Consider the following 14,138-nt stretch of genomic DNA (forward strand, 5'->3'; position numbering starts at 1 on the left):
ATTCTTTCTAATGAGTTGTTTGATCGCTTTTCATTATAGGTCATATGGGACTTTTTTTCTACACAAAAATAGGCTCCATAATATCCATAGGGGATTTACCCACTACAAATATTATAGAGCCTTTTTTATGTAGTGAAACATGGTATAATGATAAAACTGATGATAGTCAGTGAAAATTAAAGAGTAAATCAGTTATGAATCGATAAAGATATTATTTTGAAGTTGCAGATGTTGGTATTACATTAATGCTAAGGGACCTCTGATATATTTGGACTAAATTTTCAAAGATAATAAGCAGGAAAAGAGAGAAACTATGAATTATACAGTTGAAGAAAAAGAAAGATTCATGAGAGAGGCATTGAAAGAGGCTGAGATTGCTCTTGAACACGATGAAATTCCAATTGGTTGTGTGATTGTCAAGGACGGAGAAATCATTGGTCGTGGGCATAATGCGCGTGAGGAGTTGCAACGAGCGGTTATGCATGCGGAGATTATGGCCATCGAGGATGCGAACTTGAGTGAGGAGAGCTGGCGCTTACTGGATTGCACACTTTTTGTGACCATTGAGCCTTGTGTGATGTGTAGCGGGGCGATTGGGCTTGCTCGTATCCCTAAGGTAGTTTATGGGGCTAAAAATCAGAAATTTGGTGCAGCTGGAAGTCTGTATGATATCTTGACAGATGAGCGTCTTAATCATCGTGTAGAGGTTGAGACGGGCATTTTAGAGAGTGACTGTGCTGGCATTATGCAGGAATTTTTCAGAAATCGACGGAAAAAATAATTTTGCTTTTAAAATGAAGAGGAATGTGATATAATAAATAGTGGAGCAACAGTTCTGCGTGAAGCGGGTCAGGGGAGGAATCCAGCAGCCCTAAGCGATTTGAATTGTGTGCTCTTTTTTTGTGCACTTAAAAAGCCCTTTAATATCAACGCTTTAAGGGGCTTTTGTTTGTCTTGTGTAAGGAAAAGGGGCAGCCGAGGGGCAGAATTTAAAATTTTATCTTGTCTAACTTGCTAGATATGTCTGATACCATTTTTTGAGTGACATGGGAATAAATCTCTAGCGTGGTCTTTGAGTCGCTATGTCCTACTCTATCCATGATAGCAGTCAAGGGGATACCTAATTCAGCAAGTAGGGATATATGGGAGTGTCTGAACATATGTGTAGTGATGTTCTTATCTATGCCGATTTTCTGTCCGTGTCTTTTCAAGGCTGCAATCACCCGAACATTTGTTATCGGCTCTCCTAGAGTGTTGATGAAAATAAAATCTGTATCAAATCCATTTGTTGCATTCTCTATTATCTGCTCTTTGATAATGTCTAACACTTTTTGAGGTGCTGTTATAACCCTATCAGATTTGACTGTCTTTGGTGTAGTTCTCTCTTTTTGTCTGAAATCGTATGTATGCTTGATGTGAATGGTCTTTTTAGAAAAATCTATATCCTCTTTGTAATTTAAGGCAGCAAGCTCTCCATATCGCATGCCGGTAAGGAAAAGAACTTTAGCGATTCGGATATACTTTGTGATTCGATAATCACAAAGAGCTTCTTCTTTTAAGTTTTGGATAAATAACTTAAATTCTTTCTGATCTAAGTATTTGGTATTTTTCTTTCTGAGATCGTCAGTTGTAATTACCTTTCTAGGCATTTCAACAAATAGCATTTCATTTGTATCGATGTAATTCATTCTGACAGCGAATTTCATTATCTGATTGAGTTTGAATTTGATTTTAGAAACATAGTTATGAGACTTTCCATCTTGTAATAGCTGATCTATCACTTTTTGTAATAAACGTCTATCAATATTTCTAACTAAATAGTCGCCCTCTATCTGCTTTAAAATCTCTTTTTTAACATTCTTTGAAGCATAGACGGTTGAGTTTTTAACGCCATGTTTCCAATTTTCCTCAAATTCTTCATATAGTTTTTCAAAAGTTATATCAGAAACAAAATGTTGTTTTTCTCCCAATTTTTGATTTATCTTTTCCTGCAGCAAGATGGCAGCTTGATTCCTTGCTTGTGGTGTTTTCTTTTCCATCGTGACTGAGACTTTTTTTAATTTTTCAGTGTATGGATCTTTATAGCGCTCAAAAAATTTATATTTGCCGTTTGGCAATTCTTCCATCCACATTGCGTTTACCTCACTTTTTTGATAAAATGGGTATAAGAAAGCGACCTTTTGAATGGTTGTTTCTTATATTGAAGTTCCTCACGCTCAGACTCGCCAAAGTTTGAGAGCGTGGGGATTTTTTTATTTGAACTATTTCCATTTGGGAAATAGTTGGTTTTACTCTTTCGGTAAGTGTTGTTGAAGAATTAAGGCCACATTGGCTTTTTCTTTTTCGGTCATAGGAGGCTCATTTGGATCGTCTACCGAAAACTCGATAGCATGCCATTTATCATTTACTCTAATCCACTCTCTTCGTCTATGACACTGACAATCTAGGTTGTGTTTAATCACTTCCATTGGTCTACTTTCGCTACTCATGTTATCCCTCCCGATAAATGTCCACAACTTCACCGATAATTCGGAAGTCTGTCTCTGGTGTGATTGGCATATCTTTATAGGCTGGGTTTAGGCTATGTAAATAAGCTTGGTCTTTGTCAATGACAAGCTGCTTGATATAAGCATCGCCGTTGTAGTTAAATACTCCGATAACACCGTCATTCAAGTCCACGCTGGTCTGAATGAATACCAGGTCGCCATCATGGTAGTCAGGCTCCATCGAATCCCCTTTAATCGGGATAACAAAGTCGGCATCGATATCTACTGGCAACTCAATCCGCTCCACTCGTACATCGTTCAAATACTGGCCTGTACCTGCAGAAGCTGGGTGGTCGTAGTAGTCGTAACTGTAGAGCTGAATAATTTCCTCCGATACTTCGTTTATCTTCGTTTCTTCTTCGTTTTTATGTCGATACGTTTCGCCGTTTGCTTTTTGGCTCTCCCAAAGATCCTCAGAAGTCCGTAGTACGATTTTCTTATTATCAGTGTTTAATTTTCGAGCCGTATTTGTAATTTTTTCTAAAAGGGAGTCTGATGGTTGTGCGGTAGAAATCTTATTTTCAATAAGGTCGGATTTATTTATATTGAAATAGTTTGCCAAAAGTTCAATTTTACCAATCCGAGGATAAGTTATTCCTTTCAACCAATCGCGAACAGTGGTGTATTTTAAATCCAAGTCTGCGCATAATGTATTTCTATCTACCCCTTTTTGTTCCATGTAGAAACTCAGATTGTTGGCAAAAATTTTTTTGTTTTCGATTTTCATTTCCGCTCCTCCTTATATAGTATATTTTACGGCAAAAACGCAAAAAAGTAAAGAATAAAATAAAAAATTGCGAAAAAAACGCAAAAAATACTTGACATTGCGGTTAAACCGCAGTATAATATAATCAAGCTTAAGGAAATAACAAAAAAACAAACCGGAGGGAAACAACATGAACACATTAAACGAGAAAGCCATCAACATCTTCAAAGCAGTGGTTGCAGAAACCCTGCTTCAAAACACATACGAGGAAGGCTTCCTCTATGGTCAGCTTGAATCATTCTGGAACAACAGCCGTCAGTTCGCTTTCGGATGGACAGAGTTGACAGAAGAGATCGGACGTCAAGAGCGTTACCTTCTTGATGCTGGTTTCACTCAAGACGAAATCGATGACATTCGCTTTGATGCATCATTCGCAGGAATGCTGGACAAAATGAATGTAGCCTGATCGGTAGCACCAGGGTTCGACTCCCTGGCAGGCTGTTGCTCATAGAGCAAGAAAAATAAAAAATAGAAAGGAGCAGAAAGATGAATGAATTAGAAAGAACAGCCCTCAATGAAATATTGAGGACCGTGACATATATTGCTGAGAAATTGGATGAAGTAGATTCTAAGATTTCTTTGAACGATTCACAAGCTCTTGAGCATCAAGGAAATTGAGTTTCATTTCCATGTAGTGAATAACTCCGTGCAGGTAGTTCTTTAGGTCTTTAAAATCTTTATCAGGATTATTTCTATAGTAATGACCTTCGTCATTACCGATATAAGCAGATGCTAGTGCAAATGTTTTAAGATCTTCATCCTTGATATATTTTTCAATAACTTGTTTTAATGACATTTTAATGATTTTATCTTCATCATCAGGATTTGTAACAATAGAGAAATCTTTAACAAAGAACTCAAGTGCCTTTCGATATCCGATGCCTGCAATGTGGTCTAATTGTTCATGTTCTGCTTTCAGTGCTTGGACATAAATTTGCTTACCAATTGGAGAAACTATCTCTACATCGTCGGATATAGGTATATCGCTTGGAAGATTAGGGATTACTTTGATATGTTCAATTTCATATTTTTCGGTATAGTCATTGATTAAAAATCTTGTAGCTATAAACTCCTCTGTCCAAAAGTGCTTACAACCTAAGCATCTACATGTTAATACTAAGCTTGTTTTATTTTCTCCAAGAGAAAAATAAGAAGAGTTTACAAGATCTGGATTGGTTGGTTTTTTACAATTTGGGCAAATGTCTTCAACGGTTACAGGTCTAGAAACAGAAGAATTTACTTTCACTTGAAATATCATAAGATTTCTCCAATCATTTTATTTTGATTATACCACATTTGAAAGGGGGTGAAACAAATGGCATCTAACAGAACTATATCAGTAAATACATCAGAGCATGATGTATTGTTGACGGCAAGAAAAGACTACCCTGCTGTATTCGTCGATGGAATGTTTCTCGACGGAGTTCAGCGAGTGGAATTTATCAATAATTTTGGAGACAAAGATTGTGAAGTCATTCTTATGTTCAATGAACGAGTAGAAAACAATCCTTTCCCTTTAAACGATGTCAGTCTATTAGAAAAGTTATTCGGTCAGGCTTCAAACGGGCAATCCTTACGGGATATTGTCTTGCAAACTCTTGAAGATGGTAATTAGTATCTAAGCCATCAAAGAACGACACATGTATGCTGAAGCTTTCTTTTCCATCTTTCTGGGCTCTTTCGTACTCTTTGCTAAGGACGATCAGAGAAGCTTCTAATTGATAATCAGTCATAACATCACCTCCTTTCTGACTACATTATAGCAGAATTGCGAGGAACAAATAGAAAAATAAGGAGGTAGGAACGTGCCGAAAATGACATTAAAAACACTAAGAACACTCAAAAACTGGAGACAAAGTGATGCGGCAGCAGCTGTGAATGTATCAGTTGATACGTGGGGGCATTGGGAACGTGGGATAACAGAACCTAGTGTTTCGAAAGCATATCAAATCGCTAGTGTTTTCAATGTATCAGTAGATGATATTATTTTTTTACCCGATATTGCGGTTTAACCGTAACAAAAAAGAAAGAAAGGAGAAAAGGAATGGAGGATATTATTAGAGTTCTGGAAAAAGAAAGAGACCATCTTGATAAAATTATCAAGTCGATCTCTAATAATGGAAATTTTCTTAGGCCGCCATATCAAAAGAGACCTGTTTCGCTCAGTGAGAATCTGAAATTGATTTCTCAAAATCTTGATAAATTGAGCGAGCGAGTTCAACAAACCACGAATCAGCATTCATGATTTCAAGATGACGAAAGAAACCTGTTTTGGTTTCCAGTTCGGAATCGTGTGCATAACGTAATATTTCTCTAGCAAAGATGGTTTCAAAATCAAAATCTTTACCATCATCGTAGATGTCGCGTTTGCTTGCTATTGTCAAATATTCTTTAAAAGTCATAAGGTTAACTCCTTTCTGCTTTTATTATAGCAGAATTGTAGATAAAAAAAGCACCTAACAGAAGTCAGGCGCTTATCAAAAATAACTAATCAAATTATAACACGAAAGGAGCAAAAATGGAAGCAGTTGAAATTGTAAGAATTAAAGATGTGATCATCGAAAAGGTTTCGGCTAATGATGAAGAATTAGAACACATCTTCGGATGCTCAAAACGACAAGCAGGAGACATGAGACGAGAGATGAAGAAGCTACCTAGCCAACAGAAACATCTTAGAAATGATGGCCAACTTGTCACAATCAAAGGTTTTGACGAATATCTGCAATATCGTGGGACTCAAGCTTGGAAAAAAGAAATGGTGAAAAGCAAGAAAATGAGGTCGGCCGGATGAACTTTTTAACAAAAATAAAAGACTGGCTGGGAAAAGAAATAAATACGGACTGGAGAATCGTAGCTTTGGATTTGAACAGAGCATTGATTGACCTTCAAGAAAAATACCAACAAGCAAATCAGCGTATAGCAGATCTTGAAAATATTGTGGCGATTTATGAAGAAAAGGAGAAAGCGAGATGATGGAGTACATTTACCTGGTAACAATCGTAGGAATCCTCCTGTGGTCACTAGTAAATAAACTAGATGATCACGCTGAAATGAAGCAGCAAGAGCACCAGCGAATAGCTAACAATGTCGCACGGATGAACCTGAGAAATTCAGATAAGCAATTTACTTATGATGTAGAGCCGCCGGAAGGGTTGAAATAAGGAGAGAAAGACATGACACAAGCGGAACGAATTAGGGAATATTATAGAGAGCACCCTGCTGCCTCATGCGATGAAGTGGCCGAGGTTGTTGGTACAACAAATAGTAATGTGAGAGCGAACTTAGCCAAAGACATCAAGGCAGGCAGATGCGTTCGCTTGGAAGATAAGTCATACGACTACTCGCCTTACTTCAACCATACAAAGGAACTCACAGAGTTGGTTGATTGGAAAAATGACAACAGACGTGAGTGGGTGGATATGCTGACAAGAGCAGCAGAGAAAGAAACGGATAGCAACGTTATGCGTTTGCTGATTAAAGAAGCAAATAAACTGATGAAAGAGGTGACTAAGTAGATGGTTCGAAATAAATTGACAGATTTAACAAATACTTTGTTTGCCCAACTAGAAACTCTGGATGACAGGGATCTTACAGCAGATGAATTAAAAGTGGAATTGCAGCGCTCAAAACATATGGTCGCAATCTCAGGACAAATCTTACAAGCAGGTCAATTGGCCTTGGATGCTGAGAAGTTCAAAGATAAGGTAGGTGAGGTTAATGCCCCGATCGCTTTGCTGGAAGGATGAGTACACGGAGTACATGCATGAGATATGCCCTGGTCGATTAACTCCTGAAGTAACCAGGTTGCTGAACGAGAAATTTGGTACGAACTATACCAAGACTCAAATAGGAGAAGTACGCAAACGTTTAGGGTTACCAGTTGGAAAAGTCTATCAAGGTCGATTACTAACAAAGGAGCAACACGATTATCTTGTATCGATCCAAAAAAATAAGATTTCTCGTGATGTCGCAAATGAAATGAACCAAAAATTTGGCTTATCACTAACAGAGAAACAGATTAAGAGTTATCGAAGAAATAATAATCTACATAGTGGTTTGACGGGAAGATTCGAGAAAGGTCAGACTCCCCACAATAAGGGGAAGAAGTACCCCAATATGCCAAAAAACAGCGGGCAGTTCAAAAAAGGTAATCGACCTCCAAATTATGTTCCTGTCGGTACAATCAACTACACAACAGACGGTTATCCGAAAGAAAAAATCGGTGAACCTAATAAATGGGTGTTGAAACATCGTAAGGTTTGGGAAGAACATCACGGGCCGATACCAAAAGGGTACTCAATCGTTTTCCTAGACGGAGATAAAACAAACTATGATATTTCAAATCTTGCTTGTTTATCTAAAAACGAAATCGCTAGAATGAATCAAAATCATCTATTCACGTCCAACGCTGATTTGACTAAATCTGGTATTGGATTAACAAAACTTACAAACAAAATCAGAGAGGTAGAAAAAAATGGCTAGTTTATACGAACTGACAGGTCAGTTTCTGACAATTTATCAAATGGATATTGATGACGAAACAAAAACGGACACGCTTGAGGCTATCGATTGGCAAGAACAATTCGAACAGAAAGCAGAAGGGTATGCCCATGTTATCAAGAATCTAGAAGCCGACGTGGTCATGTACAAGGCTGAGGAAGAGAGCTTCAAAGCGAAGAAACAGGCGGCACAGAAAAAGCTGGATTATGTCAAGGACAACATTATGACAGCTATGAATGTCACGGGGCAAACCGAAGTTAAGAGCGGTGCTCTTACTATAAAAATTGCTAAGAATCCAGAATCAGTTAAGGTCAACGAAGACGACCTTCCGAAAAAATATTTTACAAAAAAAGTGACGCTTGCGCCGGACAAAAAAACACTCAAAGAGTTGCTTAAATCTGGCAAGAAAGTCAAAGGGGCTGAACTTATTCGGACAGAAAAGTTGGTGATCAAATGAGGATTTTAGCAATTGATCCCTCAAGCAATCGAATTGAAACCAGTACAACAGGGATTGTCTTGTTGGACAATGCAAAGCTTGTTGACTATTGGGTAGTACCCTATGGCGCTCAGAACTTTAAAGCCTGGTTCAAAGAGATTGGTCGCAGTCTTGAGTTCGACATAGTGGTCGTTGAAAAATTCGAAGTTAGGGACAATGATTATTCCAGGGACAACTCAGTTGTAGAAACTATTGCAGCCATTGAGCTATGCTATCCGAATTTGGTTCTGCAACGAAATGCTGGCTATCAGACAGATATACCCAACGACTTACTAAAAGCGTTAGGGATGTGGACCTTTGACAAGAGTCATCACAACGATGTGAGGGCAGCAGCAAGGCTTGGGCTCTTCTATGCCCAGAGAAACGATATTGAGGAGGTGATTGTGGACATTGGCAATCGAATTACGCAAATGGCAAGCTGAAGCAGTTGAACGAAGCGACCGTAATTGTCCTGGGATCTTTCTTGAGGCATATGGAGGGCGTGGTAAGACCATCTGTGCTTTTGAAATAGCAAAGCACAAGTCAGCAAAAAAAGTCCTGGTTATCAATAATCGACTAGCCATCCTGAACGGATGGAACAGCACTTATCAAAATCTAGGATACAACACTGATTTTGAATTAGAAACGATGACGGACCGCAGATTGCAGAACAGACTTGCAAGCGGTGAGTCTATTGAGTGCGATGTGTTCATTATTGACGAGTGGCAGAACATGTCTAGTGATGCCAACGTGAAGGCTTATCGCAAGGTCAAACGTGGCTATACAGTTGGACTATCTGCAACCCCAATCAGGAAGAAGGGGCAAAATTTCTACCCTCTAGAAAAAACATTTTTTGGGATGGCTGATCCTAATCAAAGGGAAAACTGGCAACTAGCCCACGGCAAGATGAAGTATTCCAAGTTCAGCTATTCTAAGCAAGAGTGGGATGACTTCCGAGACTATGAAAACTATGTAAGCAATCTGCCCAACTTCTTCCGCTGGGAGGAAGTAGAAGCCATTGAAGAAGCGGAGGAAAACAACGGATTTGAAGTTGTCTTTGAACCTATCTGGTGTCTAACAGCTAATCCGGAGGAATTAGAACAATTTAGGAAATTGAACATCGTTGGGAAAAATGGTAAATATGCCATGGCCAAACAAACATTTGGCCGAAAAACTTTTGAGCGATATTTAATCCAGACCGGTTTTGAGATTGACTTTCCAAAATTGAAAGCAGTTAATGCAGATACTCCAATGCTACTTCAATTGGATCTTCTACTAGCCAGTAAGACAGACATGTTGATAGTTAGCAAATCCAAGCAGATTGTAGAGGTTATCAGAGAGCGACACCCGGAAATTGGTATTTGGACAGGAGACAAGAAGGACTCTCTTGAACAGACAAATGTGGTTGCTACAAGCCAGGTTTTGGGTGTAGGGGTTGATGGCCTTCAGCATAAATTTAAAACTATTGTAATTTTAGATCCTGTCAGTCCGTCTGACGGAGATTATGACGATTATCGCCAGCTTCTGTGGCGAGTAACAGGCAGCCGTCAACAGCATGACGTGCGTGTCATTGAATTTTATTTCTAAGGAGAATCAAAATGAAACTTTCAAGTGATTATATTGTAATGCGTGACAAACAAAACGGACATTTTTTAAATGAACTCAAGAATAAGCGTTCTTCATTAGCTACTCAGGCCTGTTTTGTGGATGATATTCGAGGCGCTCTTACAATGCCATACAATTCTTATCTCGAACAGAAAACAGCGGTAAAATCATTGGCCAAAGTACACGGATTGGAGATTGTTCGGGTTAAGGCTACATTTGATCTAACTTATCCAAATGGTGGCGATGTTCAAAAAATCGAGCGTCAAAATACTAAGCTTGATTTGTTTGATCTATTGAGAAGTTTATAAAGGGGAACTGTATGGTAACAAAACAACAATCCCCAATCTTTGTCACTTTACAGAGCATTCAGCAGAAGTTGGTTGCTCCAAAAGGGCAGTATAACAGTTTTGGGAAGTACAGCTATCGAAGCGCTGAGGACATCTTAGAAGCGCTGAAGCCAATACTACAGGAACATGATGCGGTGTTGATTTTGCAAGATGGAATTGTGCAAATTGGCGACAGGTACTATGTTGAAGCAACTGCGACTCTTTATGCGGTTGGTGAAACTATTGGGACTACAGCCTATGCTAGAGAAGATGATAGCAAAAAAGGGATGGATGGTAGTCAGGTCACAGGGGCGGCATCCAGCTATGCCCGTAAGTACGCGCTAAACGGACTTTTTATGATTGATGACAACAAGGATCCTGATACGGATGAATATCATAATCAGAATAGCCAAGCAGGCCGTACGTCGCAAAAATCAGCTCAAAAACCAAATAGTAAGCAAGAGCAACCGGCTAATGCTCCAGCTAAAAGTAACGGAGCCAAAACTATTACAGGAGCACAGGCTAAAGCCATTCGGACAGAACTCAAAAATATGGCTGAAGCTACAGGGAGTCCTGCTGCAACAATTGGAAAATGGTTCATCAATAAAATGGGTGTTGATAAACCTGAAAGCATTCCAGCTGATCGATTGAAGGAAGCTCAGAAGATTATCGCAGATGCGAAGAAAGCAAGAGGTATTGAGTAATGGGATATACGGAACTGGGGCGCAAACGTCCGATTGAATTACAGAGTGATTATTATGATAAGATCCTAGTCTATCAGCATCAAGGTGAGATTTGGGGTGTATGTTATAAGCACGGAGAAATTGATTGTGTTTACAATTACACTAAGAATGATTTCTTTTGGCTTGAAATTTTAGATATGTCCTTAAAAGAAATTGTTACTAAAATTATCAAGCCTTTGAAGAGAAATCACCCTGGATTATACCTATTTCCTGAGAGTACGTTCAGTAGAATTTTGGAGGTAATAAAATAATGATTAACAATGTTGTACTTGTAGGGCGCATGACCCGTGATGCTGAACTTCGCTATACACCGCAAAATGTAGCAGTTGCGACTTTTACTCTTGCAGTAAACCGTACATTTAAGAGTCAAAATGGCGAACGCGAAGCTGACTTTATCAACTGCGTTATGTGGCGCCAACAAGCCGAAAATCTTGCAAACTGGGCTAAAAAAGGCTCACTTATCGGGGTGACAGGTCGTATTCAGACTCGTAGTTACGATAACCAGCAAGGACAACGTGTTTACGTGACAGAGGTCGTGGCTGAGAATTTCCAAATGTTGGAAAGTCGTAATCAACAAAGTTCGAATGATACATTTGGGAATGACAACCCGATGGATATTCAAGACGACGATTTACCATTCTAAGGAGTTACTAAATGGGAATGAAAGAACATGCCTTGGCTTATCAAAAAAAAGGATTTTCGGTTATTCCTATTAGTCCTTCGAATAAGCAACCGATGATCAAATTTGCTGATAAACCAGCTATGACTGCGCAAGAAATTGAGGATTTTTGGAGTCAGTATCCGGATAGCAATATTGCTGTTCGGACTGACAAATTTTTCGTAATCGATATTGACTTACACGGTAAGCATAACGGATACGAGAGCTTGGCCAATTGGGAACATCTGAACTTGATAACTCCAACGCTGCAGGCAAGAACTGCAAGTGGTGGCAAACATATCTTTTACTTTAAGCATCCAGATGTAAATATGACTCAAATGATAGGCTTTCTACCTGGAGTCGATATCAAGGCGCATCCAAATAACTATGTTTTAGTTGCTCCATCTAAGACCCCAAAAGGAGAATATGCCTGGGACTTAGAAAAATCTAAAGAGGGTGGCACTATGGTCACGGCTAGTCGATCTCTTGTAATGGCCATCAAGAAGGAATACAACAAAAAGAACTCTGGTAGCGATCTGGATAATATCTACTATCAAATCAGCAAAGGTGCTGGCAAACGAAACAGAACAACCGAATTATTTGAAATGGTTGTCCTAGGCTTCGGCGATGAAGGCAGCAGAAATGATACACTTGCAAAATTTGTAGGCGGACTCTTGAGCAGGTCAGTAGAACCGAACTGTATACTGCAACTAGCAGAAACAGCCAATAACAATTCAGTAGAACCTCTTAGTCACAAAGAATTAAGTAGGACTGTCGAATCGATGATCAAGAAACACATGAGGGGGGGTGGCCATAATAGGTGATGTTACGAATATTTCAATCAAGCAATTTTCGCGCAGAAAGAAAAAAATCTTAAACGAAGAAGGTGAACAGATTGAGATTGAATCTATTGTGGCTGACAGTCCTAGAAATGTTCTGCTTGCAATGAAAAGCGATAACAAGCTCAATGACTTTCTCAGGCACAATGAATTTACTGGTGAACACGAAATTGTGGAGGATGTCAAACTGGATGCTATCCAGTTGAGAAAGGGTCAGCTACCTTCATCCTTTGAATCCTACCTAAGCGTATATTTGGAGAATCACTTCAAGACAGTTTTCAAGGCTGGAGCATTAAGGGATGGTATTGAAGCATTTTTTGCAGAAAAGACCTACAATCCGGTTAAAGAATATATGGAAAATGCTTATGAGTCATGGGATCATAAAGAACGACTTGTCCAGGTATTTCAAACTTGGTTGGGTGCTGAGGACAGTATCTATGTCCAGAGAATAGCTGTCATGTTTTTTGTTGGTGCGGTTTCTAAGGTTTTTAATCCATGGGTTAAATTTGACTACACGCTTGATCTTGTGGGTGGTCAAGGTGCTGGTAAGACCACTTTCTTGCAAAAGATAGCTGTTGATTGGTACACGGATTCGGCTAAAGATTTTATGGACAAGGACAACTATGAGATTATGCTGAAATCACTGATCGTCAACGACGATGAGATGGTTGCTTCCAGGAAGACTACTTTTGACGAACTCAAAGCTTTCGTGACTAAAACAGAACTTTCTTTCCGTAGGTCGTACGGTCGCAGGGCCGAAAAATTCCCTAAAAACTTTGTGATCGCAAGGACTAGCAATAAAATTGAGTATCTGGGAGATAAGACTGGTGAACGGCGCTTTCTGCCTGTGCTGGTGGATGCAGGCCAGCAGTTTGTCAAGCCATTTGATATGACCGATCATGATGTGCTCCAGCTTTGGGGTGAAGCAGTCGCTATTTACAAAAAAGGATTTATCCTTACCTTTGATGATGAGTTCGAAAATGAGCTTGCGGTCTATAAGGAGCGCTTCACTTATAAAGATGAAGCCGAATCGCAAATATACGACTATCTTGAAATGTTGGTTCCAGAAGAATGGGAAGATTTCTCAGTCACTCAGCAGCATCAATATACCTGGTGCTACTTCAATGATGGTAGCTATCGCAATGAGTCCGGCCTGATATATGAAGGTGTGAAGCTTCAATCGAGTGTGTCTGCCAAACAGATATTAAAGAATGTTTTTGACATTGATAGTGCGAGAGGTGAAAAGATTGCTAGGAAAATCAAGTTGATTATGGACAATAATCAGGATTGGGAATACAAAATAAAGAAGGTTAAAGGGAAAACAATACGTGCATATTTTAGAAAAAATATACAAACAGAAGTGATGTAACCTTAGTGAAAATGATGTAACCTTTTAGGCAAAAAACGGTCAAAAATCGTGTTTCGGTTACATCAGGTTACATCATTGATGTAACCGCAGGAAAAGTCAGTTATATCAACGGTTTGAGTGCTGTTTTTGATAAAACTTTAAAAAAAGTGATGTAACCCTCCTAAACCCTTGATACTACTGATGCTTTGGGGTGTCTATTAGCAAGGTTACATCATTTATATAAAATATTTAATAAGTAAAAATAGCAAGTGCTATAAACGTTGATATAACAGCATTCTTGTTTTTTATAAAATATGTTTTTCAAAAAGTGA

The 14,138-nt window shown here is 39.0% G+C and carries 24 protein-coding genes and 1 other RNA gene; 20 read left to right on the top strand and 5 right to left on the bottom strand.

The window, feature by feature from the left end; genetic code table 11:
* Positions 1-313: 313 nt before the first annotated feature.
* Together tadA and ffs are read left to right on the top strand one after the other, a co-directional pair.
* Positions 314-781: a tRNA adenosine(34) deaminase TadA gene (tadA, locus tag QM867_RS01625; protein ID WP_414315000.1), complete on the top strand. Its 468-nt coding sequence runs from the start codon at positions 314-316 to the stop codon at positions 779-781.
* 32 nt (positions 782-813) lie between these two features.
* Positions 814-912: signal recognition particle sRNA small type (gene ffs, locus QM867_RS01630), an RNA gene on the top strand.
* Between the two features lie 77 nt (positions 913-989).
* Here the strand turns inward: ffs and QM867_RS01635 are convergent.
* From QM867_RS01635 to QM867_RS01645, 3 genes are all read right to left on the bottom strand, one after another.
* Positions 990-2,132, bottom strand: coding sequence for a tyrosine-type recombinase/integrase (locus QM867_RS01635; RefSeq protein WP_414315001.1), 1,143 nt, complete (start codon positions 2,130-2,132; stop codon positions 990-992).
* 156 nt (positions 2,133-2,288) lie between these two features.
* On the bottom strand, positions 2,289-2,489 hold the full coding sequence (locus QM867_RS01640; RefSeq protein ID WP_414315002.1) for a hypothetical protein: 201 nt from the start codon (positions 2,487-2,489) through the stop codon (positions 2,289-2,291).
* Position 2,490: 1 nt separating this feature from the next.
* Complete coding sequence (locus tag QM867_RS01645; protein ID WP_414315003.1) at positions 2,491-3,273, bottom strand: S24 family peptidase; 783 nt, start codon at positions 3,271-3,273, stop codon at positions 2,491-2,493.
* Between the two features lie 169 nt (positions 3,274-3,442).
* On the opposite strand from QM867_RS01645, the gene QM867_RS01650 reads away from it, so the two are divergent.
* Positions 3,443-3,718, top strand: coding sequence for a hypothetical protein (locus QM867_RS01650; RefSeq protein WP_414315004.1), 276 nt, complete (start codon positions 3,443-3,445; stop codon positions 3,716-3,718).
* A 162-nt stretch (positions 3,719-3,880) separates the two neighbouring features.
* Here the strand turns inward: QM867_RS01650 and QM867_RS01655 are convergent, their stop codons facing one another.
* A complete protein-coding gene (locus QM867_RS01655) occupies positions 3,881-4,570 on the bottom strand; it encodes a hypothetical protein (protein WP_414315005.1) in 690 nt (229 codons plus the stop codon).
* Positions 4,571-4,627: 57 nt separating this feature from the next.
* Here QM867_RS01655 and QM867_RS01660 point away from each other — a divergent pair, with 57 nt between their 5' ends.
* A complete protein-coding gene (locus QM867_RS01660; RefSeq protein ID WP_414315006.1) occupies positions 4,628-4,927 on the top strand; it encodes a hypothetical protein in 300 nt (99 codons plus the stop codon).
* A 190-nt stretch (positions 4,928-5,117) separates the two neighbouring features.
* Positions 5,118-5,324: a helix-turn-helix transcriptional regulator gene (locus QM867_RS01665; protein WP_414315007.1), complete on the top strand. Its 207-nt coding sequence runs from the start codon at positions 5,118-5,120 to the stop codon at positions 5,322-5,324.
* A 150-nt stretch (positions 5,325-5,474) separates the two neighbouring features.
* Here the strand turns inward: QM867_RS01665 and QM867_RS01670 are convergent, their stop codons facing one another.
* Positions 5,475-5,714 (bottom strand): hypothetical protein, encoded by a 240-nt coding sequence (locus QM867_RS01670; protein WP_000142895.1) that lies wholly within the window; start codon positions 5,712-5,714, stop codon positions 5,475-5,477.
* A 116-nt stretch (positions 5,715-5,830) separates the two neighbouring features.
* Here QM867_RS01670 and QM867_RS01675 point away from each other — a divergent pair, with 116 nt between their 5' ends.
* Genes QM867_RS01675 through QM867_RS01745 form a run of 15 tightly spaced genes read left to right on the top strand, consistent with a single transcriptional unit; the run spans position 5,831 to position 13,827 of the window.
* Positions 5,831-6,103: a hypothetical protein gene (locus QM867_RS01675; protein WP_125409056.1), complete on the top strand. Its 273-nt coding sequence runs from the start codon at positions 5,831-5,833 to the stop codon at positions 6,101-6,103.
* Entirely contained in the window at positions 6,100-6,285 is a 186-nt protein-coding gene (locus QM867_RS01680) for a hypothetical protein (RefSeq protein WP_125409058.1), read from the top strand. Before QM867_RS01675 ends, QM867_RS01680 begins: the two co-directional genes overlap by 4 nt.
* Positions 6,282-6,473 carry a hypothetical protein gene (locus QM867_RS01685; protein WP_414315008.1) on the top strand — a complete coding sequence of 64 codons (192 nt, stop codon included), beginning with the start codon at positions 6,282-6,284 and terminating at the stop codon, positions 6,471-6,473. The genes QM867_RS01680 and QM867_RS01685 overlap by 4 nt, the downstream gene beginning before the upstream one ends.
* Before the next feature lie 12 nt (positions 6,474-6,485).
* Entirely contained in the window at positions 6,486-6,827 is a 342-nt protein-coding gene (locus tag QM867_RS01690; protein ID WP_414315009.1) for a hypothetical protein, read from the top strand.
* Positions 6,828-7,058: a hypothetical protein gene (locus QM867_RS01695; RefSeq protein ID WP_414315010.1), complete on the top strand. Its 231-nt coding sequence runs from the start codon at positions 6,828-6,830 to the stop codon at positions 7,056-7,058.
* Between the two features lie 13 nt (positions 7,059-7,071).
* A complete protein-coding gene (locus QM867_RS01700) occupies positions 7,072-7,794 on the top strand; it encodes an HNH endonuclease signature motif containing protein (RefSeq protein WP_414315112.1) in 723 nt (240 codons plus the stop codon).
* Positions 7,787-8,269 (top strand): siphovirus Gp157 family protein, encoded by a 483-nt coding sequence (locus QM867_RS01705; RefSeq protein ID WP_414315011.1) that lies wholly within the window; start codon positions 7,787-7,789, stop codon positions 8,267-8,269. The genes QM867_RS01700 and QM867_RS01705 overlap by 8 nt, the downstream gene beginning before the upstream one ends.
* A complete protein-coding gene (locus QM867_RS01710; RefSeq protein WP_414315012.1) occupies positions 8,266-8,730 on the top strand; it encodes a hypothetical protein in 465 nt (154 codons plus the stop codon). The genes QM867_RS01705 and QM867_RS01710 overlap by 4 nt, the downstream gene beginning before the upstream one ends.
* Positions 8,699-9,874: a DEAD/DEAH box helicase family protein gene (locus tag QM867_RS01715; RefSeq protein WP_414315013.1), complete on the top strand. Its 1,176-nt coding sequence runs from the start codon at positions 8,699-8,701 to the stop codon at positions 9,872-9,874. The genes QM867_RS01710 and QM867_RS01715 overlap by 32 nt, the downstream gene beginning before the upstream one ends.
* A gap of 11 nt (positions 9,875-9,885) precedes the next feature.
* Positions 9,886-10,200, top strand: coding sequence for a hypothetical protein (locus QM867_RS01720; protein WP_414315014.1), 315 nt, complete (start codon positions 9,886-9,888; stop codon positions 10,198-10,200).
* 11 nt (positions 10,201-10,211) lie between these two features.
* The gene (locus QM867_RS01725) at positions 10,212-10,922 is read left to right on the top strand and encodes an ERF family protein (RefSeq protein WP_414315015.1); all 711 of its coding nucleotides are present in this window, start codon (positions 10,212-10,214) and stop codon (positions 10,920-10,922) included.
* Entirely contained in the window at positions 10,922-11,212 is a 291-nt protein-coding gene (locus QM867_RS01730; protein ID WP_414315016.1) for a hypothetical protein, read from the top strand. Before QM867_RS01725 ends, QM867_RS01730 begins: the two co-directional genes overlap by 1 nt.
* On the top strand, positions 11,212-11,604 hold the full coding sequence (gene ssb / locus QM867_RS01735; protein ID WP_414315017.1) for a single-stranded DNA-binding protein: 393 nt from the start codon (positions 11,212-11,214) through the stop codon (positions 11,602-11,604). Before QM867_RS01730 ends, ssb begins: the two co-directional genes overlap by 1 nt.
* A gap of 11 nt (positions 11,605-11,615) precedes the next feature.
* Complete coding sequence (locus tag QM867_RS01740; RefSeq protein ID WP_138099579.1) at positions 11,616-12,443, top strand: bifunctional DNA primase/polymerase; 828 nt, start codon at positions 11,616-11,618, stop codon at positions 12,441-12,443.
* Complete coding sequence (locus QM867_RS01745; protein ID WP_414315018.1) at positions 12,427-13,827, top strand: VapE domain-containing protein; 1,401 nt, start codon at positions 12,427-12,429, stop codon at positions 13,825-13,827. Before QM867_RS01740 ends, QM867_RS01745 begins: the two co-directional genes overlap by 17 nt.
* Positions 13,828-14,138 lie beyond the last annotated feature (311 nt).

The sequence above is a fragment of the Streptococcus infantis genome (assembly GCF_047463635.1).
Classification (GTDB): Bacteria; Bacillota; Bacilli; order Lactobacillales; family Streptococcaceae; genus Streptococcus; species Streptococcus infantis_W.